Annotated in this window: 16 protein-coding genes; 9 read left to right on the top strand and 7 right to left on the bottom strand. The window is 63.8% G+C overall.

Annotated features, from left to right (window positions below; all coding sequences use genetic code 11):
* Positions 1–169: 169 nt before the first annotated feature.
* Positions 170–2,917, bottom strand: a complete 2,748-nt coding sequence (gene gyrA / locus D4754_RS15805; RefSeq protein ID WP_121065272.1) for a DNA gyrase subunit A — start codon at positions 2,915–2,917, stop codon at positions 170–172.
* A gap of 236 nt (positions 2,918–3,153) precedes the next feature.
* Between gyrA and D4754_RS15800 the strand changes: the two genes are divergently transcribed.
* Both D4754_RS15800 and D4754_RS15795 read left to right on the top strand, forming a co-directional pair.
* On the top strand, positions 3,154–3,423 hold the full coding sequence (locus D4754_RS15800; RefSeq protein WP_121065271.1) for an usg protein: 270 nt from the start codon (positions 3,154–3,156) through the stop codon (positions 3,421–3,423).
* 127 nt (positions 3,424–3,550) lie between these two features.
* Positions 3,551–4,939 carry a calcium-binding protein gene (locus D4754_RS15795; RefSeq protein WP_163025939.1) on the top strand — a complete coding sequence of 463 codons (1,389 nt, stop codon included), beginning with the start codon at positions 3,551–3,553 and terminating at the stop codon, positions 4,937–4,939.
* 4 nt (positions 4,940–4,943) lie between these two features.
* Here the strand turns inward: D4754_RS15795 and D4754_RS15790 are convergent, their stop codons facing one another.
* Entirely contained in the window at positions 4,944–5,894 is a 951-nt protein-coding gene (locus D4754_RS15790; RefSeq protein ID WP_121065267.1) for a radical SAM protein, read from the bottom strand.
* A gap of 220 nt (positions 5,895–6,114) precedes the next feature.
* Between D4754_RS15790 and zwf the strand changes: the two genes are divergently transcribed.
* The 3 genes from zwf (at position 6,115) to pgi (ending at position 9,968) form a co-directional block, all read left to right on the top strand.
* Positions 6,115–7,578 (top strand): glucose-6-phosphate dehydrogenase, encoded by a 1,464-nt coding sequence (zwf, locus tag D4754_RS15785; RefSeq protein ID WP_121065265.1) that lies wholly within the window; start codon positions 6,115–6,117, stop codon positions 7,576–7,578.
* Entirely contained in the window at positions 7,578–8,249 is a 672-nt protein-coding gene (gene pgl, locus D4754_RS15780; RefSeq protein WP_121065396.1) for a 6-phosphogluconolactonase, read from the top strand. The genes zwf and pgl overlap by 1 nt, the downstream gene beginning before the upstream one ends.
* Positions 8,250–8,342: 93 nt before the next feature.
* On the top strand, positions 8,343–9,968 hold the full coding sequence (gene pgi / locus D4754_RS15775; protein ID WP_121065263.1) for a glucose-6-phosphate isomerase: 1,626 nt from the start codon (positions 8,343–8,345) through the stop codon (positions 9,966–9,968).
* Between the two features lie 75 nt (positions 9,969–10,043).
* Here pgi and mepK read toward each other — a convergent pair whose 3' ends face one another.
* Complete coding sequence (gene mepK / locus D4754_RS15770; protein ID WP_163025938.1) at positions 10,044–10,598, bottom strand: peptidoglycan L,D-endopeptidase MepK; 555 nt, start codon at positions 10,596–10,598, stop codon at positions 10,044–10,046.
* 383 nt (positions 10,599–10,981) lie between these two features.
* On the opposite strand from mepK, the gene D4754_RS15765 reads away from it, so the two are divergent.
* The 4 genes from D4754_RS15765 to D4754_RS15750 are packed head-to-tail and all read left to right on the top strand — an operon-like array spanning position 10,982 to position 15,282.
* Complete coding sequence (locus tag D4754_RS15765) at positions 10,982–12,610, top strand: L,D-transpeptidase family protein (RefSeq protein WP_121065393.1); 1,629 nt, start codon at positions 10,982–10,984, stop codon at positions 12,608–12,610.
* Positions 12,611–12,646: 36 nt separating this feature from the next.
* Positions 12,647–13,738 (top strand): UDP-3-O-(3-hydroxymyristoyl)glucosamine N-acyltransferase, encoded by a 1,092-nt coding sequence (locus tag D4754_RS15760; RefSeq protein WP_121065258.1) that lies wholly within the window; start codon positions 12,647–12,649, stop codon positions 13,736–13,738.
* A gap of 40 nt (positions 13,739–13,778) precedes the next feature.
* The gene (locus tag D4754_RS15755; protein ID WP_121065390.1) at positions 13,779–14,036 is read left to right on the top strand and encodes an acyl carrier protein; all 258 of its coding nucleotides are present in this window, start codon (positions 13,779–13,781) and stop codon (positions 14,034–14,036) included.
* A 37-nt stretch (positions 14,037–14,073) separates the two neighbouring features.
* A complete protein-coding gene (locus D4754_RS15750) occupies positions 14,074–15,282 on the top strand; it encodes a beta-ketoacyl-[acyl-carrier-protein] synthase family protein (RefSeq protein WP_121065256.1) in 1,209 nt (402 codons plus the stop codon).
* Positions 15,283–15,410: 128 nt separating this feature from the next.
* On the opposite strand, the gene D4754_RS15745 is transcribed toward D4754_RS15750, so the two are convergent.
* The 4 genes from D4754_RS15745 to D4754_RS15730 all read right to left on the bottom strand — a co-directional run bounded on the left by D4754_RS15745 (position 15,411) and on the right by D4754_RS15730 (position 19,804).
* On the bottom strand, positions 15,411–16,001 hold the full coding sequence (locus tag D4754_RS15745) for an invasion associated locus B family protein (protein ID WP_121065254.1): 591 nt from the start codon (positions 15,999–16,001) through the stop codon (positions 15,411–15,413).
* A gap of 466 nt (positions 16,002–16,467) precedes the next feature.
* On the bottom strand, positions 16,468–17,772 hold the full coding sequence (locus D4754_RS15740; protein ID WP_121065252.1) for a branched-chain amino acid ABC transporter permease: 1,305 nt from the start codon (positions 17,770–17,772) through the stop codon (positions 16,468–16,470).
* Complete coding sequence (locus tag D4754_RS15735; RefSeq protein ID WP_121065250.1) at positions 17,772–18,782, bottom strand: branched-chain amino acid ABC transporter permease; 1,011 nt, start codon at positions 18,780–18,782, stop codon at positions 17,772–17,774. Before D4754_RS15735 ends, D4754_RS15740 begins: the two co-directional genes overlap by 1 nt.
* A gap of 200 nt (positions 18,783–18,982) precedes the next feature.
* Positions 18,983–19,804, bottom strand: coding sequence for an ABC transporter ATP-binding protein (locus D4754_RS15730; protein ID WP_121065248.1), 822 nt, complete (start codon positions 19,802–19,804; stop codon positions 18,983–18,985).
* Between the last annotated feature and the right edge of the window lie 145 nt (positions 19,805–19,949).

Genomic DNA, 19,949 nt, shown 5'->3' with positions numbered 1-19,949 from the left:
TGTAGCGCAGCAGGCGAAGCAGCCCGGCGCAGGGGAAGGCGGGCGCCGGATCCTCCCTGGCACCACGCGTTAATTACTATCAGTGATGACGACTATCGCAAGGGTTCTTGGATCCTGCCCACCCGCCAAGTGGTTGTGCAGGCAATAGATTGCCTGCACCTAACATAGGTTATTCCTCGGCGATCCCGTCGTCAGCGCCGTCCTCGTCACCCTGTTCGGCGATCCACGCGACAGACACGACCTCTTCGCCCTTCGCGGTCGAGAACACTTTCACACCGCCCGCGCTGCGCGACCGGAACGAGATGCCTTCGACCGGGACCCGGATGGATTGCCCGGTGGATGTGGCCAGCATGATCTGATCGTCCAGATCGACCGGGAAGGAGGCCACGACGGTCCCGCCGCGCATCGCCTTGTCCATCGCCGCCACGCCCATGCCGCCGCGACCGCGGACCGGGTAATCGTGCGACGACGACAGCTTGCCGGACCCGCCCGCTGTGATCGTCAGCAAAAGGTTTTCCGCCGCCGACATCTCGGCATAGCGTTCCTGGCTGATCGTGGCCATGGCGTTGGCGTCTTCCTCGTCCGTGGTTTCGGCATCGTCGGGCAGACCGGCCACCGCGCGGCGCATCTTCAGGTAGGCCGACCGTTCGTCGGCCGACGCCTCGAAATGGCGGATAACCGACATCGACACGACACGGTCATCGCCCGACAGCCGGATGCCGCGAACCCCGGTGGAATCGCGGCCCTTGAAGACGCGGACATCGGTCGTCCGGAAGCGGATCGCGCGGCCGGAATCGGTGACAAGCATCACGTCGTCGTCTTCGCCGGCGATACGCGCATTCACCAGCTCCACCCCTTCGGGCAGCTTCATGGCGATCTTGCCGTTACGCTTCACGTTGGTGAAATCGTCCAGCGCGTTCCGCCGCACGTCCCCGGCCGAGGTCGCGAAGACGATCTGAAGATCGCCCCATTCGTCCTCGTCCCGGTCCACCGGCATGATCGCGGCAATCGACACGCCCGGCGGGATCGGCAGGATGTTGACCACGGCCTTGCCCTTGGAGGTACGCCCCCCCGCGGGCAGGCGCCATGTCTTCAGCTTGTAGGCCATGCCGTCGGTGGTGAAGAACAGAAGCTGCGTATGGGTGTTGGCGACGAACAGCGAGGTGACGACATCTTCGTCCCCCGTCTGCATCCCCGACAGGCCCTTGCCGCCACGCTTCTGCGAGCGGTAATCGGCCAGCGGCGTGCGCTTGATGTACCCGCGGGAGGTGACGGTGACGACCATGTCCTCGCGCTCGATGAGGTCCTCGTCCTCCATGTCGCCCGACCAGTCGACGATCTCGGTTCGGCGGGGGACGGCGAAAAGCTCCTTCACCTCGTTCAGCTCGTTCACGATGATCTCGAGGATGCGTTCGCGCGAGCCGAGGATATCGAGATATTCCTGGATCTTGGCGGCCAGCGCCTCCAGTTCGTCGGTGACTTCGGAAACGCCCAGCTGGGTCAGGCGTTGGAGGCGCAGATCGAGGATCGCGCGCGCCTGCACTTCGGACAGGTTGTATGTCCCGTCATCGTTCATCTTGTGCAGCGGATCGTCGATCAGGCGCAGGTAGCCTTCGATCTCGGCCGCGGGCCAGCGGCGTTCCATCAGCTTGAACCGCGCCTCGCCCGCATCGGCCGAGGACCGGATGGTCGCGACCACTTCGTCCACGTTCGACACGGCCACGGCCAGACCGCACAGGATATGGCTGCGTTCGCGCGCCTTGCGCAGTTCGAACGCCGTGCGGCGGGCGACGACGTCTTCGCGGAAGTCGACGAAGGCCTGCAGGAACCGCAACAGAGTCAGCTGTTCGGGCCGGCCGCCGTTCAGCGCCAGCATGTTGCAACCGAAAGAGGTTTGAAGTGCCGAGAAGCGGAACAGCTGGTTCAGCACCACGTCGGGCGTCGCATCGCGTTTCAGCTCCACCACGACGCGCACGCCGTGACGGTCGCTTTCGTCCTGCACATGGGCCACACCTTCGATGCGCTTCTCGCGCACCCCTTCGGCGATCTTCTCGATCATCGCGGCCTTGTTCACCTGGTACGGGATCTCGTCCACGACGATGGCGTAACGGTCCTTGCGGATCTCCTCGACCCGGGTCTTGGCCCGGATGATGACCGACCCGCGGCCTTCCAGATACGCCTTGCGCGCGCCGGACCGGCCAAGGATCACGCCGCCTGTCGGGAAGTCCGGGGCAGGGATGTAATCGATCAGCTGTTCGCTGGTCATGTCGGGGGTTTCGATCAGCGCCAGCGTGGCGTCGATCACTTCGCCCAGGTTGTGGGGCGGTATGTTCGTGGCCATGCCGACGGCAATGCCGCCCGCGCCGTTGACCAGCATGTTCGGGAACCGCGCCGGCAGGACGGACGGTTCGCGGTCCTTGCCGTCGTAGTTGTCCTGAAAGTCGACCGTATCCTTTTCGATATCGGCCAGCATGTAGGCCGCGGGCTTGGCCATCCGCACTTCGGTATAGCGCATGGCGGCCGCGTTATCGCCGTCCATCGAGCCGAAGTTCCCCTGGCCGTCCAGAAGTGGCAGCGACATCGAAAAGTCCTGCGCCATCCGCACCAACGCGTCATAAATCGCCGAATCGCCGTGGGGGTGGTATTTCCCCATCACGTCGCCCACGGGCCGCGCGGATTTGCGGTAAGGCTTGTCGTGACTGTTGCCGGTTTCGTGCATCGCGAACAAAATCCGCCGATGCACCGGCTTCAGCCCGTCGCGCAGATCCGGGATTGCGCGGGAGACGATGACCGACATCGCATAGTCGAGATACGAGGTCCGCATTTCGGACTCGATCGAGATCGAAGGCCCGTCGTAAACGGGCCGGGCCGGCGGGGTTTCGTCAGGAATTTCAGGGGGTTGCGTGTCGTCGCTCAAAGTTCTTGCGCCCGATTTGATTTGGGATTCTCAAGGGTGCCAGGCACGAAACGCGCACAAATTGGGCAGCCCCAGATATTGTGTAGGGAGTGTATCAGACCCGGCATATCAAGTGCAATGGGGCCGGGGACAGCGATTTGGCAGCCACCGGGTTTGGTGGCTAACAGACTGTAATGATTGAAAATTAATTTCCGCGCTGCATCATCGATAAACCGATCCTAGTCAAGGGGTGAAAGATGCAGGAATCCGAGACCGAACTGATGCTGAAGGGCTACGGGCTGACCACGGCCGAGTTCTACTATCGCATGCCCGATTACCAGAACGTTCTGAACAGCTATGTCTGGCAGGACTACGACATCGCGCCGGACCATCCGCGCCTGTTCGAGTTCATGGAGTTCTGGCAGCGCGAGATCGAAGGCCCGCTGCATTCGGTCCGGTTCATGCACCGCAAGATGCTGTCGGCCGGCGAATGGCAGAACATCGTGGGCGAATTCGTCCTTCACTGAATTGGTCCCCCGCAACGGTGCGATGCAATTTTTGCTTCGGTGACTTGCAATGGCTTGCCGGTCTCCACGTCTTGTCGTCTTATCCGCGCGATGGGCGTTCATGTTTGAACAGACGGAGAGGCATCCAATGGCACTTGTAAGTTTATCTGGCTTCACACCCAGAGTGGATCTGGCCGACGGCGACGATCTGATCGTAGGCCGCGGGGAACAGATCAAGACAAAGGGCGGCGCTGCTCTCAACCTGAACGGCAACAACAGCGTCGTGCTCGACGGGACGATCATCTCGGGCAAGAACGCGGTCACCGTGGCGCCCGGTGCCGATTTTGTCGGCCTGAACGTAGGCGAAACCGGCCTGATCCGCGGTTTCAAGAACGGTATCGTCAGCCGGTCCGAAGAGTTTGACCTCTTGAACCAGGGCGAGATTTTCGGCGGCGTCAAGATCAAGTCCGACATACTGACCGAACTTGGGTCGGGGATCGTCAACTACGGGACCATCACGGCCGGCGAAGGCAATGCGATCACGACCAACGTCGAGACCGAGATCGTCAACTTCGGCCAGATCTTGGGCGACATCCGCATGAGCGCGGAGGACGATGTCTACTTCGGGGGCGAAGACAGCGTTGCCTTTGAGATCCGGGGCGGCGAGGGCGATGATTTCTACATCCTCAGCTCTATGTTTGCCGACGTAATCGAGTTGAAGGACGGCGGCTTCGATACCATTCAGGTCGAATTCGACTACGAAGTGCCGCAGAACATCGAAAAGCTGGTGCTGTTCGGCGATGGCGACATCACGGCCGGCGGCAATGGCGACGACAACCGCATCCGGGGCAATGCCGGCGACAACATGATCTACGGTCGCGCCGGGGATGACCGCCTGAACGGTGGCGCGGGCAACGACGTCATCTATGGCAACCAGGACGACGACAGGTTGAACGGGCGCCAGGGCAACGACGAACTGTACGGCAATCTGGGCAACGACACCGTGAACGGCCAGAACGGCGACGACATGCTGTCGGGCGGTCGTGGCAGCGACGTCCTTGACGGCGGCAAGGACGACGATGTTCTGAAGGGGGGCCGCGGCGCGGACCAATTGCTGGGCAAGGATGGCGACGACCTCCTTTTGGGCGGAAGGGGTGGCGACACCGTCTTCGGCGGGGCCGGCGACGATATCATCCGCGGCGGCCTCGGCGAAGATGTCATGCTCGGCGGCGATGGCGAGGACACGTTTGTTTACCGTCGCAAGGCCGAGTCCGACACACGCAAGACGGATGGGATTGCCGATTTCACCTCGGGACAGGATGCGCTCGACTTCTCGGGCCTGTCGATCGCGATCGACTATGTCGATATCGGCGGTGGCTTCCGCGGCAAGGCGAAAGACGGCACCAGCATCGGCACGAGAACCGAGGACGGAGACACGATCGTTCTGGTCGATACCGATGGTGACGGAAGGCGCGATGACATGTTGATCGTGCTGGTCGGCACAGAGGACGTGAGCGTCTACGACTTCATCATCTGAGGGTTCAGGCGGAGCAGCTTGCTCCGCCCAGAACGCAGAACTTGGCGCAATGGGGGTGGTTCAGCGCGACCTCCCGCATTGCGCCTTTCAATGTCGGGCCCAGGTCGAATTCGGGCTGGTAGGGCAGGAGCGTGCAGGCGGCCACGGTGGGACTCTCTTCGCCTTTGCGGTGCACGACCATGCGCGAAGACGAACACATCACCTCCTCGGGCGATTTGCCAAGGATTCCCCAGCATTCGGTCGTGATTTCGGGGACGTCCGCGGTTTCGTCCATTTCGGGAAAGATCACCGTGGCGGCAGGATCGTGGGCGTCGATATCGAACCCTTCGCGCGCGAACAGCCGGGCAAAACCCGCCCGGGCCTGGGCATCGCTTTCGCCCCACTTGCTGCGCCCCGCGACCGCCATCTTCAGACCGGCACCCGCCAGCCAGCGCATGCCCTCAAGCGTCTGGGCAAAGCTACCGAGACCGCGTTCGGCGTCATGTTCGGCCGACCGGTGATGATCGACCGAGATACGCAGAACCAGCTTGGCGCCAAAGCGTTCCTCGAGGCCAATCAGGCCGGCCATCGTGCGGGGCCGAAGCATCGGGCGCATGGCGTTGGTCAGGACCAGAACGTCGTACCCGCGCGACAGGGCCGCCTCCAGTATCTCCAGGATTTCGGGGTTCATGAACGGCTCGCCCCCGGTGAAGCCGATTTCGGTCACCGGAAAGTTCTCGGCCTCGATCTCGTCCAGGTAGCGGGTGACCTCTGCCGCGGTCAGGTAAAGCAGGGCGTCATTCGTCGGGCTGCTGGCGATATAACAGGTGGCGCATTCGATATTGCACAAGGTGCCGGTGTTGAACCACAGCGTCTTCAGACCCGACATGCACACGCGCGCGCGCTTGCTTCCGTCCGCGGTATGATCGGGATCGGTGAACTTGGGTGGTGCGCTGGATTCGGGCATATCTTTCATCAGCTAAGAATCTTTCGTCAGGCCACACACATCGAATACTTCACAACGCAATCAGCCATTTAAATAGCAGATAGATCGATTTCATACCATATTGATTATGAATAGAGTCAGTTTTTGACGCGGTTGTGAAACTTGGTCACGGCGCCGAACCGGAACGGGCGGGCTAGAACATGGTCAGGCGGCATAGCAGTGCCAGAAGCGGACAAGCAAGGTAAAGCAGATGGTTTCGCGTGTCATACCTGTCGATCCTTTCGACCTTGTCGTTTTCGGCGGTACGGGAGATCTGGCGCGACGCAAGATCCTGCCGGCGCTCTACCAACGCTTCTGTGCGGGTCAGGTTCCGGACGATGCGCAGATTATCGGCGCGGCGCGGTCGGATCTGAACGATGACGGATACCGCAAGCTGGCGGCGGACGCGCTGGTGGAGTTTGGCAAGGCGGACGATCCGGGCGCTGCAGATGTGCATGCCTTCCTCGCGCGGCTGCGCTACGTCCAGCTGGATGCGCGCGGCGATGCGGGCTGGCCCGAGCTCCGCGATCTGCTGCCCGAAGACCGGGTGCGTGCCTTCTACCTGTCGGTCGCGCCGTCGCTGTTTGGCGATCTGGCAGAAAGGATCCGCGGGCACGGTCTGGCCACGGACCAGGCGCGGGTGGTGGTGGAAAAGCCCTTCGGTCACGATCTGGCCAGCGCGCGGGCGTTAAACCGGTCGCTGGCTGATCATTTCGACGAAAGCCAGATCTACCGGATCGATCATTACCTGGGCAAGGAAACGGTCCAGAACCTGATGGCGATCCGCTTCGGCAACCTGCTGTTCGAACCCTTGTGGAATTCGCGCTATGTCGATCACATCCAGATCACCGTGGCGGAAACCGTGGGCGTGGGCGGGCGCGGCGAATATTACGACCGCGCGGGCGCCATGCGGGACATGGTGCAGAACCACATGATGCAGCTTCTGTGCCTCATCGCGATGGAACCGCCCGCGCGGTTCCAACCCGACGAGGTGCGCGACGAGAAGCTGAAGGTGATCCGCGCGCTGAAAGACGTGGGATTGCAGGATGTCGTCCGCGGGCAGTACGCGGCATTCGCGCGCGACGGGGCCGACCATCCATCGTACCGCGACGCGGTGGGGGATGCCGCGTCGACCACCGAAAGCTATGTCGCGATCAAGGCGGAGATCGAGAACTGGCGTTGGATCGGCACGCCGTTCTACCTGCGCACGGGCAAGCGGCTGATGGCGCGGTCGTCGGTGATCGAGGTTGTGTTCAAGGACACGCCCTATTCGATCTTCGGCGCGGATGCGGGCGACAATGCCAACGTGCTGTCGATCCGACTGCAACCCAACGAAGGCATCACGCTGGAAGTCACGATCAAGGAACCGGGGCCGGGCGGCATGCGGCTGATCAACGTGCCGCTCGACATGTCGTTCTCGACGGCGCTGGGGGAACGCGAACCGGTGCCCGACGCCTATGAACGGCTGATCATGGACGTGATCCGCGGCAACCAGACCCTGTTCATGCGCGGCGACGAGGTCGAGGCCGCCTGGGCCTGGACCGACCCGATCATCGATGGCTGGGAAGACCGGGGTGACCGGCCCGAACCTTATGACGGTGACAGCGCAGGGCCCACCGCGGCCGAAAAGCTGATCGCGAACGATGGCCGCGTATGGAGGGCGATCCGACCATGATGGAACTTGTAACCTCGGCCGACAGGGGCGCTGCTGCCGAAGGGCTCGCAGACCGGATCGCCAATGATCTGCACAGGGCGATCCTGACATCGGGGCGCGCCAGTCTGGCGGTGGCGGGCGGGACGTCTCCCGGACCGGTCTTCGACCGGCTGTCGCAGGCCGGGATCGACTGGTCGCGGGTGACGGTGATGCCCACCGATGAACGCTGGGTGCCGGAAGACGACGCGCGGTCGAACGCGGGCCTGATCCGCGACCGCCTGCTGCGCGGGCCGGCGGCGGTGGCCGCGTACCTGTCGCTCCATGCCGATGCGCCTGCGCCAGAGCCGGCCTTGCCCGCGCTCGGGGCCGCGGTGAAGGAACACCTGCCCTTGTCGGTCGTCCTTCTGGGGATGGGGGGGGACATGCACACCGCGTCCTTGTTCCCGGGCGCGCCGGGGCTGACCATGGCGCTGGCCGCAAACGCGCCGCCCGTGGTGGCGCTGCGCCCCGAAGACCAGCCCGAAGTGCGCGTCAGCCTGTCGGGGCCGGTGTTGCAATCGGCCGGGATCTGTCATGTCCTGATCTTCGGCGATGACAAGCGCGCGGCGCTTGAACGGGCGGCAGACCTGCCGGTCGAAGCCGCGCCGATCCGGGCCGTACTCGATGACGCAATGGTACACTGGGCGCCGTAATGTCCGCGTCTTGACATTTGTGCTGGCGCACGGCGGTCGATTTTTCGATACAAGGCCCGTGTCGTCAGAACACGGACCAAGGGAGATTCCGTCATGTGGGATGTGTTGAAGTCGAAAGCCGAAGGCATCGGATCGCGGCGGATCTCCACCCTGTTCGATGACGATCCCGACCGCGCCGAACGGTTCAGCGCCCGCGCGGGCGACATGCTGTTCGATTTCTCAAAGACCAATATCGACGCCGACACGCTGAATGCTCTGCTGGCGCTGTGCGAGGCGAGCGGACTGGCCGACCGGCGCGCGGCGATGTTTTCGGGCGCGCCCATCAACGTAACCGAAGGCCGGGCCGTCCTGCACACCGCGCTGCGCAATATCGACAAGGGCCCGGTGACCGTCGACGGCGAAGACGTGATGCCCGGCGTGCGTGAAACGCTGGACCGGATGCGCGCCTTTGCGAAGGCTGTCCGGTCCGGGTCCGCACGCGGGGCAAGCGGGGCGTTCACGGATATCGTCAATATCGGCATCGGCGGGTCCGACCTTGGCCCGGTGATGGCCTGCGGTGCGCTGGCGCCCTATGCCGACGGACCCCGGTGCCATTTCGTGTCGAACGTCGATGGCGCACATCTGGCCGACACGATCCGGCATCTCGATCCGACACGGACGCTGGTGATCGTGGCGTCGAAGACATTCACCACCATCGAGACGATGACCAACGCGCGCTCCATCCGCGCGTGGATGATCAATGGCGGTGGCGACCCGGGCCGGCAGTTCGCGGCGCTGTCCTCGGCGCTGGACAAGACGGCCGAATTCGGAATTCCCGACGAACGCGTCTTCGGCTTCGCCGACTGGGTGGGCGGGCGCTACTCCATGTGGGGGCCGATCGGGCTGTCCATCATGCTGGCCATCGGTCCCAAGGATTTCGACGCGTTCCTGAAGGGCGCGGCCGCGATGGACGACCATTTCCGCGAGGCGCCACTGGCCGAAAACCTGCCGGTCCTTCTGGCGCTTGTCGGCATCTGGCACCGGCAGGTTCTGGGCTATGCCACCCGCGCCGTGCTGCCCTATGATCAGCGCCTGCTGCGGCTGCCGGCCTATCTTCAGCAGCTCGAGATGGAATCCAACGGCAAGAGCGTGACCATGGATGGCGCGGATCTGGAGATCCCGTCCGGTCCTGTTGTCTGGGGCGAACCGGGGACGAACGGCCAGCACGCGTTCTACCAGCTGATCCACCAGGGGACCGATATCGTCCCCTGCGAATTCATGATCGCCGCCGAAGGGCATGAACCGGACCTTGGCCAGCACCAGAGGCTGCTGATCGCGAACTGCCTGGCGCAGTCGCAGGCGCTGATGCTGGGCCGAAGCCTGGACGAGGCAAAGGCCATGGTCGCGGGGGAGGGGCTTTCCGGCGACGCGCTGGACACCGCCGCGCGCCATCGTGTCTTCCATGGCAACCGGCCGTCTGTGACGCTGGCCTATCCCAGGCTCACGCCGCACGTTCTGGGGATGATCGTGGCGCTGTATGAACACCGGGTGTTCGTGGAAGGCGTCGTGCTGGGCATCAACTCGTATGATCAGTTCGGGGTCGAGCTGGGCAAGGTTCTGGCCAAGGCCATCGATCCGGTTCTGTGCGATCGGGATGCGGGCGATGGGCTGGACGGGTCGACGACTGGGCTGATCGGCTATCTCCGGACCTGCGCGGGGCCGGGGGCCTGGGGCACCTGATCCCGCACCCGATACGAAAAACGGCCCCGAAGAGGGGCCGCTGTTTCCTGTCCTGATCGCGCGAAGCGGGGGGGCTTAACCGCCCCAGCTGCGGACCGGACCGCAATCCATGTGCACGAAGTCCGACCGCGAGTACCGGCCGACACCGCCGCCCTGGCAGGCCACGGCGGCCTTGTACATCTGGTTGACCGAGCGCGACGAGAGCCGCAGATCGGCCGCCTGGCCCTTCATGTGGAGCGAGTTCTTCGCCACGCCGCGCGAGCGAGAGCGCAGCATCGCGTTGGTCTGCGGGCTGCGATAGCCCGACAGCAGCATGTAGGGTTCGTTCACATCCATCAGGTTGTGCGCGGCGGCCATGATGTCCAGCGTCCGAAGATCGATGGATTTTATCTGGTCCGTCCGCCAGTCCCGCATGAAGTGATGGACCTCTTTCACGGCGTCCTTGATGTAGTCGCCGTCGATCCAGTAGATCATGTCGAGCCGTTCGCCGGTGCGGCCGGAATACATCCGGAGCCGCCTGACATCGCCGCCGCCCCGTAGGAAGCCGGCGGCCCCGGCATATGTAGGTGTTGCGGCTACTGCGGTAGCTGCGAACGCCTTGAGAATCCCCCGCCGGTTGAATGCCGGCATCCTCTGGTCGTTTTGCATATGATTGCGCCGTCCTGTACGCTCGTTTTTCTGCCTTTAACGCGATGTTACGCGTCGGTTTTATCCACACCCAGATCCCATCAAAGGTATGGCACAGCCGGATTCGCCGGCCAAGTCTCGATTCAGATGATCCCGGAAAGTTCCAAACTTTCGGCAAATTTCTGCGCAAATTTCTGTGAGAATGCGGGAATCCGGAATTGACCCTACGAAAACCTGCACTTTCGACTCGTTTTTGAGTTGGACTGGTGCTGCCGGGACACGCTGGACCAATTGTGAATGGACAGGTGACCCCGCTTCCATAAATGTTGATTAGCGTCAGGGGTCTAAGAGAACCCGAACCGATTTCAGACGATAGGCCAATGCAGATGACCGCGATCCGTTCGACAGGCAAGACAGCACTTTCCGCGAAACATTGGCTCGGCGGTATTCTGCTTGGCGGTCTGATCGCCGTCAGCTCCGCCCAGGCCCAGGTAACCGCGTTCAAGCAGGGCGTGGCCGAAAGCGCCATTGGCCGCGATTCCGTCGCGACGCTCTATCGTCAACGCGACTACGCCCCGTTGTGGACGGCCGATGACGCCGCCGGACAGGCGCGCCGCGCCTTCCTGCTGGAGGCGATGCGCTCGGTCGATGTCCATGGAATCCCGGCCTCACGCTATGATCCCGACGCGTTGATCGCACAGATGAGCGCGGCAGAGACCCCGCGCCAACTGGGCGCGCTGGAAATCGCGATGAGCGACGCGTTCCTGAAATATGCCCGCGACGTGCAGTCGGGCATCCTGACGCCCCGCAAGATCGACAGCCAGATCGTGCGCGAGGTGCAGTACACTGACAAGGGCGCGCTGCTGGACAGCATCTCGGGCGATACGGCCGAAGAGGTGCGCGCCGGGTTCATGACGCTTCCCCCGCAAAGCAACGAATACCGCGCGTTGATGAAGCAACGCCTGCTGCTTGAGGAAACCATGGCCAGCGGGCGCTGGGGGGCCACTGTGCCTTCGGGCCGGCTGGAGCTTGGCGACAGCGGACCGAACGTCGTCCGCCTGCGCGACCGGCTGGTGCGAATGGGGTATCTTGACCCCAGCCCGGCCCGCGATTTCGACCGCGCGCTGGAAAACGCGGTGCAGGAATTCCAGCTGACCCACGGTCTGGAAGCCGATGGCGTCGCGGGCCCGGAGACGATCGAGGAAATCAATGTCCCGGCCGACAAGCGGCTACAGTCCGTGCTGGTCGCGATGGAGCGCGAACGCTGGCTGAACCAGGACCTGGGCGCGCGCCACGTGAAAGTGAACATCACCGACTATTCGGCCAGAATCATGCAGGACGGCGATATCGCGTTCGAAACCCGTTCCGTTGTCGGGGCCAACCGGTCCGGCCGGCGCACGCCCGAATTTTCGGACGTGATGGAACACATGGTCATCAATCCCAGCTGGTACGTGCCGCGGTCGATCATCCGGAACGAATACCTGCCGAAGCTGCGCCAGAACCGCCACGCGGTGGGACACCTGGAAATCACCGACAGCCGGGGCCGGGTGGTGAACCGCGGGTCGGTGAATTTTGCCAATTACAGCGGAAAGAACTTCCCCTTCTCGATGCGCCAGCCGCCGTCGAAATCGAACGCGCTGGGGCTGGTGAAGTTCATGTTCCCCAACCAGTACAACATCTACCTGCACGACACGCCGCAGAAGCACCTGTTCGATCGCACCACGCGTGCCTTCAGCCACGGGTGCATCCGCCTGGCAGAGCCGTTCGAGTTCGCCTACGAACTGCTGTCGGTCCAGACCGAGAGTCCGGAAGACGATTTCCACCGGGTCCTGGACACGGGCGCGGAAACAAGGGTGACGCTCGACACGCCCGTGCCGGTGCACCTGATCTACCGCACCGCCTTCACCGATGCGCAGGGCCGGCTTGAGTTCCGTCCCGACGTCTATGGCCGCGATGCGCGGATCTGGGAGGCGCTTTCCAACGCGGGGGTGGCGCTGAACCCGGTTCAGAGCTAAGCCTCGCCCGATTGCTCTGCTGATCGGGGGACCTCAATGGACCATTCCATCGCCGCGCTTGCGCAGGCGCTGAACCTGCCTTCTGCCGGAGATACCAGCCTGACCGTCACCCGCGCCGCCGAACCCGGTGATGCGGGGCCGGGGGATCTGGCGCTGGCCATGTCGCCCCGCTATGCCGAGGCTCTGGGGCAGGGTGCGGCGCGCGCCGCGATCCTGTGGGACGGTGCCGATTGGGAAGCCTTGGGCCTGAAGGCCGCGATCTTCGCGCCGCGTCCCCGGCTGGCCATGGCCGGCCTGACCGCGCGGCTGGACCGTGGGCAGGGATTCGGGCCGGGCATCCATCCATCTGCCGTTATCGATCCGTCTGCGGTCATCGGCGCCGATGTCTCCATCGGGCCGCTGGCGGTCATCGCCGCGGGCGCAAGGATCGGCGACGGGACGGTTCTGGGGCCGCAGGTCTATGTCGGGGCCGACGCGCAGATCGGGCCGGGCGGCTATGTGCGCGAGGCGGTCAGCATAGGCGCACGGGTCGTGATCGGGGCGCGGGTCTTCATCCAGCCGGGTGCACGCATCGGCGCCGACGGGTTTTCGTTTGTCACGCCGGAGGTGTCGGGCGTGGAAAAGGTGCGCGAAACGCTGGCCGATCAGGGCGACACGCAGGCGCAAAGCTGGATCCGCATTCATTCGCTGGGCGCGGTCCGCATCGGCGACGATGTGGAGATCGGCGCGGGCTGCACCTTCGACAACGGCACCATCCGCGACACGGTGATCGGCGACCGGACGAAGTTCGACAATCAGGTCCATCTGGGGCATAACGTGAAGATCGGCACCGACTGCCTAATCTGCGGCCAGACAGGGCTTTCGGGCTCGGTCGTGATGGGCAACAACGTGGTGCTGGGGGGGCAGTGCGGCGTCGCCGACAATACCTTCGTGGGCGACAACGTTGTGGCCGGCGGAGCCACCAAGATCGTGTCGAACGCGCCTGCGGGACGGGTGCTGATGGGCTATCCGGCGGTGAAGATGGATCTTCATACCGAGATCTACAAGGCACAGCGCCGGCTGCCGCGTCTGCTGCGTGACGTCGCCGAATTGAAGAAGGCTGTTTTCAACAAGGAGCCGAACGGGTAAACGACGCGCGAGTACCAGAATGGCGAATGTGGAGGGGATCATGAGCGTCAAGGACCGGGTCATTGCGATCATTGCCGAACAGGCGGTGCTGGAACCCTCCGACGTCACCATGGACAGCACGCTCGAAGACCTGGGCATCGACAGCCTTGGTCTTGTCGAGAGCATTTTCGCCATCGAAGAGGATTTCGACATCACCATACCGTTCAACGCCAATGAGCCGTCTGAAAGCGATTTCGACATTTCGAGCGTTGCAGCCATCGTTGCGGGAATCGAGAAACTGGTCTCTGAAAAGGTATGACCTGTCCTGACCGGGCTGCCCTGTGGTGGTGTTACCCATGAATCGTGTCGTGATCACAGGGGCGGGCACCATCAATGCGCTTGGCCATTCGGTGCCGGCCACGCTCGAAGCCATGCGCGAAGGCCGCTGCGGAATCGGAGAGCTGGATTTCCGCGATGTCGACCGTCTGGCGATCCGGATCGGCGCGCAGGTGCGCGATTTCGATCCGCTGCAACAGTTCAACCGCCAGCAGCTGGCGCTTTATGACCGGTTCACCCAGTTCACGCTGATCGCCGCCCGTGAGGCGATTTCGCAGTCGGGGCTGGTCTTCGAGGGTGAGCTTGCCGCGCGCTCCGGCGTGGTGCTGGGCACCGCGGGCGGCGGCGTGTCGACATGGGACGACAATTACCGGTCCGTTTACGAGGACGGGAAGAACCGCGTGCACCCGTTCGTCGTGCCGAAACTTATGAACAACGCCGCGGCCAGCCACGTGTCGATGGACTTCAACCTGAAGGGGCCCAGCTTCACCGTGTCGACGGCGTGCGCGTCGTCCAACCACGCGATGGCGCAGGCCTTCGCGATGGTGCGGTCGGGCATGGCGCCGGCCATGGTCGCGGGCGGATCGGAATCGATGCTGTGCTTCGGCGGCGTGAAGGCCTGGGAAGGTCTGCGCGTGATGTCGAAGGATGCCTGCCGGCCGTTCTCGGCCACGCGCAACGGCATGGTACAGGGCGAGGGCGCGGGCGTTTTCGTGTTCGAGGAATACGAGCGCGCGAAGGCCCGCGGGGCCGAGATCCTGTGTGAGGTGATCGGTTTCGCCATGTCTTCCGATGCTTCCGACATCGTGATGCCGTCGAAACAGGGCGCGTCACGGGCGATTTCGGGGGCGCTTCGCGATGCCGGAATCAACGGGGACGAGGTGGGCTACATCAACGCCCACGGCACCGGCACGGCGGCCAACGACAAGACGGAATGCGCCGCGGTGGCGGACGTGTTCGGGCATCATGCCGACAAGCTGATGATCTCGTCCACCAAGTCGATGCATGCCCACCTGATCGGCGGCACCGGCGCGGTGGAGCTGCTGGCCTGCATCATGGCGGTGCGGGACGGGGTGATCGCGCCGACCATCGGCTACGAGGAGCCCGACCCGGAATGCGCGCTGGACGTGGTCCCGAACGAGGCGCGCGATGCGGATGTGACGGTGGCCTTGTCGAACGCGTTCGCCTTTGGCGGCCTCAACGCTGTTCTGGCGATCCGGCGTATCTGATCGCCGGGACGTGGCCGGGGGCGCTGCCCCCGCCCGCGCGCGCCGCGCGGACTCCCCCGAGGTATTTCAGGACCAAAGAAGCCCGGTGCGCCGGCGCCTGTATTTCAAGGCGCCGGGCGAGGTATCGATCAGTTTGCGACGACGTCCACCGCATCGTAGCCGGCGGTGAAGCCCGACAGCGACATGTTCAGATCGACGGTCTGATCCGGTGCGGGCGCGGGCACGAGGCTCACGGTGGCAACGCTGCCGCGCTTGAACGCGTCGACGTCTTCCTGTGTCAGCCCGATCTGCGCGTAGCAGCCGACCTGGTTGCAGAAGTTGTACTGGTACCGCTTGCCCTTGGCCGCATCGACCTTGATCGTGAGCTGTGCCGGCAGCAGGGTTTCCAGGGGAACGATCACCGTTGCCGCGGCCACGGCCTGGCCCGCGCCTTCAAGGCGGAAGAGCGACACTTCGGCGACGGAGTTGCCGTCTGCGTCGGTCAGGATCTGAAGCAGGGAGCAGGGATCGGTTTCTGCTTCGGTCTTGATGCAGGCCAGGCTCCAGTCACCGTATTCCTGCTTCAGGTAGCGTTCGCCCTGCTGGGGCGTGCCGTCTTCGACAGGTTGCCCCAGGTCAAGCCCGTCGCCGGACGTGGCGGGCGTTGTATCCTGCGCGAATGCGGGACCGGTGGAGAGGGCGACCGTAACGGCCAGGAGCGAAGTCAGATAACGGACCATGAGATTCTCGCATAAGGACAGTAGTTCGGCAGGTGCATACCACGCCGTGTCCGCACTGTCAGGGGGAGATCCGAACCCCGTCGGCAAGAAGTGTGAAGGGGGTGGAGCAGCCCTTTCAGGGCAGGGGCCAGAGATGCGAAAAGGAGGCAACACTGGCCCCCTTTTCAAGTCTTCTCCCCGTCGGACCGGCCGACTTAGTTATTGCGTGTGACGTTACGAAACTAACCCGGTACGGTCAACAGCCCATAGCCAAATTGTGAGCGCCTCGCGAGGCTCCGGAATTGCTGCCGATGCATAATGGCGCACGAAAAAAAGGCCGTGTCCGGAGACACGGCCAGTCTGACAGGGAGGAAGAGTTCGGGACATCGGGAGACATCCGCGAACAATCACACCCTCGCAGCAATTCGTTAATGAATTCTATCCAAGGCGAGCATTTTTTGGCGATGTTCGGTTAGGGCGAGATTGGCTACTTTTCGGGTATCAATCCGCGCGGGAAGAAACGCAGCACCAGAAGCAGAACGACGCCCATTGTCAGCATCCGCATATGCGCGGCGCTATCCAGAAGGTTGGTCTTCAGCGCGCTGCCATCGGCCATGCCGGCCGTGATCACGGACATCAGCGCATGGCCGATCGGTTCGACTTCGACCCACAGGAACCAGATCAGGAACCCACCCAGCACGGCGCCCAGGTTGTTGCCGGATCCGCCCACGATCACCATCACCCAGATCAGGAAGGTGAACCGCAGCGGCTGGTAGGTACCGGGCGTGAGCTGCCCGTCGAGCGTCGTCATCATCGCGCCCGCCATGCCGCACACGGCCGAGCCCAGAACGAAGATCTGCAGGTGGCGGCGGGTGACGTCCTTGCCCATCGCCTCGGCCGCGACCTCGTTATCGCGGATCGCGCGCATCATCCGGCCCCAGGGGCTGTTGAGCGCCAGTTGGGCAAGGATCAGGACAACGGCCAGCACGGCAGCGAAAAGCCCGGCATAGGCGACCTTGACCACAAGCGCGGAGGCCACCATCGGATCGAGACCGGCATCGCCCGCCATCGTCACGAAATCGGCGTTGGCCTGCAGGTCGACCTCGTAGGGCACGGGCCGGGGCAGGCCCACCACGTTCTTCACGCCGCGCGACAGCCAGTCCTCGTTCTTCAGGACCGCGATGATGATCTCGGCAATGCCCAGTGTCGCGATGGCGAGGTAGTCGGAGCGCAAGCCCAACGCCGTCTTGCCCACGAGCCACGCCGCGCCCGCGGCCAGCAGACCGCCCACCGGCCAGCCGATGATCACGGGCAGGCCCAGCCCGCCCAGATAGCCGGTGCCGGCGGGGTTCACCGCCTCGACCGCCGAGGTCGCCGGATCGAACACCGCGCGGTAGATGAAGAAGCCCGCGACCAGAACCGCCAGCATCGCAAGCGCGCGCGGCAGGCCCTTGGGCATCAGCTTGCGCACCAGAACGGCCGCCACGACCGTGGCCGCGCCCAGGACCAGCGCTGTCAGAACGCCCAGCCCGCCTTCGGCCCAGGCCTCTGTCGTGGGCGGCATGGCGATCAGCACGGCCGCCAGCCCGCCAAGGGCGACAAAGCCCATGACCCCGATGTTGAACAGCCCGGCGAAGCCCCATTGCAGGTTCACGCCGATGGCCATCACGGCCGAGATCAGCCCCATGTTCACGATCAGCAGCGCAGTGTTCGCGCCCTGTATCAGGCCCACGATCAGGATCAGAAGGGCCACGACGCCGAACAGCAGCGTGTTGCGGAGTCTATCGCTCATCAATGCGCCCTCCCGTCAAACAGGCCCGTGGGCTTGAACAGCAGCACGATCAGAAGGATCACGAAGGACACGGCGAACTTGTAGTCCGTGCTCAGCAACTGGACCAGCCCGTCGGGCGCCAGGGTTTCGGGCAGAAGGTAGCCCAGAACCTTCTTCAACGGATAGGTGATCGTCACCTCGGCGAAGGCGATCAGGTAGCCGCCCGCGATGGCGCCCAGCGGGCTTCCCAGCCCGCCGACGATGGCCGAGGCGAAGATTGGCAGCAGAAGCTGGAAGTAGACGAAGGGCTTGAAGCTCTTGTCGAGACCATAGAGAGTGCCGGCAATCGTCGCCAGCGCGGCCACGATAATCCATGTGACCATGACCACCCGTTCAGGGTTGATGCCGGACAGCAGCGCCAGATCCTCGTTGTCGGAATAGGCGCGCATTGACTTGCCGGTGCGGGTGCGGCCCAGGAACCAGAACAGCAGCAGCACCACGATGATCGCCGTGATCACGGTGATGCCCTGCGTCGTCTTGATCGCCAGACCTTCGTCGAGCCCCGTCATCTCCTTGAAGGTGCGCGCGCTCATGATGAAGCGCTCCCCGTCGGAAAAGCGCTGGTCGCCGGGGCCGATGATCAGGCGGACGATGCCGTTCATGATGAACATCACGCCCATCGACACGATCACGAGGATCACCGGTTTCACCTTCTGCGCCCGGTAGAAGCGATAGACGACACGGTCGGTCCCCAGCAGCATCGCGATGGTCACGAGGATGCCGAACGGGATCGCCAGAAGTGCTGTAGGCAGCGGGTCGATCGAGATGCCGGCGCCCTGGAAGGCCCATGTGACCAGCACCACGACCATGGTCCCGAAGGCCATCGTGTCGCCATGGGCGAAATTGGAAAACCGCAGGATCCCGTAGACAAGCGTCACCCCCAGCGCGCCGAGCGCCAGCTGGCTGCCATAGGCGATGCCGGGAACCAGCACGAAATTGCTGAAGGCGACCAGCGCGTTCAGGACGTCCATGGCGTCTCCTTGAAGAATTGCAGCGTGGAGGGCGAGGGCCAGAGTTTGGCCCGCGACCCCTTGGCGACGGTAATGCAATTACCGATCCCGGGCCTTCCGGGTGAGCCCGGTTCCAGCCTCGCCATTTCCCGGCGCGAAGCAGTTCGGAAAAATGACTTTCCCAATTGAATTGGCATATCGGAGGAATTGAGATGCATTCCCTATCCCCCCAGGAAGCTCTTGCGCACTTCGGGATCGGCGAGCAGTTCCTTTCCCGTTCCGGAAAACGCATTTGCGCCCTGCACAAGGACATATCCCTTGTCGGCGATTTCGAGCGCCTGTCGCGCGTTCTGTTCGACCATCAGGATCGGGATGCCGGTGCGGGCGACCTCGATGATGCGGTCGAAAAGTTCGTCCATCACGATGGGGCTGACCCCGGCGGTGGGTTCGTCCAGCATCAGCACCTTGGGCTGGGTCATCAGCGCGCGGCCCACGGCCACCTGCTGACGCTGCCCGCCGGACAATTCGCCCGCCTTCTGGCGCCGCTTTTCCTTCAGGATCGGGAACAGGTCATAGACCTGCGCCATCGTGTCCCGGAAATCGTCGCGCCGGATAAAGGCGCCCATTTCAAGGTTTTCCTCGACACTCATGGTGGTGAAGATGTTCTGGGTCTGCGGCACGAAGGCCATGCCTTCGGACACGCGGGCCTGCGGCGTCAGATGCGCGATGCTGGTGCCGCCCAGCCGCACGTCGCCGCCATGCAGGTCGAGCATGCCGAACACGGCTTTCATCGCCGTCGACTTCCCCGCGCCGTTCGGGCCAACGATCACTGCGATCTCGCCCTTTTCCACGGCCACGGTACAATTGTGCAGGATGTCGGGTCCCGCACCGTATCCGCCCGTCATCGCGTCGCCGATCAGGAAGGGCTCACCCGCCGCGCCTTCATGGGGCGTGCCGGAATATGCGCCGGGCTTCAGCTCGGCCCCGCTGTCCTTGGTGATCGAGCGGTCCTTGTTGCCGCGGTCGCCGTAGGGATCGCTCATGTCGGGTGCCCCCATGCTGCCGTTCCAAGGGCAACGACCGGGCAGGGGGGCGCTGCCCCCCACGTCCCTGCGGGCCGTTCCCCCCGGAGTATTTGTGGAAAGAAGAAAACCGGGAGGATTCGCGGCCGGGGCTCTGAACGGCCGG

It is taken from the genome of Chachezhania antarctica (assembly GCF_003646465.1).
In the GTDB taxonomy this organism is placed as follows: domain Bacteria; phylum Pseudomonadota; class Alphaproteobacteria; order Rhodobacterales; family Rhodobacteraceae; genus Chachezhania; species Chachezhania antarctica.
This window is presented reverse-complemented; position numbering and strand designations above follow the sequence as displayed.

Excerpts from the sequence above, each read along its gene's own strand:
- D4754_RS15740 (WP_121065252.1), bottom strand. The coding sequence starts at position 17,772 with ATGAGCGATAGACTCCGCAACACGCTGCTGTTCGGCGTCGTGGCCCTT.
- D4754_RS15745 (WP_121065254.1), bottom strand. The coding sequence starts at position 16,001 with ATGGTCCGTTATCTGACTTCGCTCCTGGCCGTTACGGTCGCCCTCTCC.
- D4754_RS15765 (WP_121065393.1), top strand. The coding sequence starts at position 10,982 with ATGACCGCGATCCGTTCGACAGGCAAGACAGCACTTTCCGCGAAACAT.
- D4754_RS15800 (WP_121065271.1), top strand. The coding sequence starts at position 3,154 with ATGCAGGAATCCGAGACCGAACTGATGCTGAAGGGCTACGGGCTGACC.
- pgi (WP_121065263.1), top strand. The coding sequence starts at position 8,343 with ATGTGGGATGTGTTGAAGTCGAAAGCCGAAGGCATCGGATCGCGGCGG.
- D4754_RS15750 (WP_121065256.1), top strand. The coding sequence starts at position 14,074 with ATGAATCGTGTCGTGATCACAGGGGCGGGCACCATCAATGCGCTTGGC.
- D4754_RS15755 (WP_121065390.1), top strand. The coding sequence starts at position 13,779 with ATGAGCGTCAAGGACCGGGTCATTGCGATCATTGCCGAACAGGCGGTG.
- mepK (WP_163025938.1), bottom strand. The coding sequence starts at position 10,598 with ATGCCGGCATTCAACCGGCGGGGGATTCTCAAGGCGTTCGCAGCTACC.
- D4754_RS15760 (WP_121065258.1), top strand. The coding sequence starts at position 12,647 with ATGGACCATTCCATCGCCGCGCTTGCGCAGGCGCTGAACCTGCCTTCT.
- D4754_RS15795 (WP_163025939.1), top strand. The coding sequence starts at position 3,551 with ATGGCACTTGTAAGTTTATCTGGCTTCACACCCAGAGTGGATCTGGCC.
- pgl (WP_121065396.1), top strand. The coding sequence starts at position 7,578 with ATGGAACTTGTAACCTCGGCCGACAGGGGCGCTGCTGCCGAAGGGCTC.
- zwf (WP_121065265.1), top strand. The coding sequence starts at position 6,115 with ATGGTTTCGCGTGTCATACCTGTCGATCCTTTCGACCTTGTCGTTTTC.
- D4754_RS15790 (WP_121065267.1), bottom strand. The coding sequence starts at position 5,894 with ATGAAAGATATGCCCGAATCCAGCGCACCACCCAAGTTCACCGATCCC.
- D4754_RS15735 (WP_121065250.1), bottom strand. The coding sequence starts at position 18,782 with ATGGACGTCCTGAACGCGCTGGTCGCCTTCAGCAATTTCGTGCTGGTT.
- D4754_RS15730 (WP_121065248.1), bottom strand. The coding sequence starts at position 19,804 with ATGAGCGATCCCTACGGCGACCGCGGCAACAAGGACCGCTCGATCACC.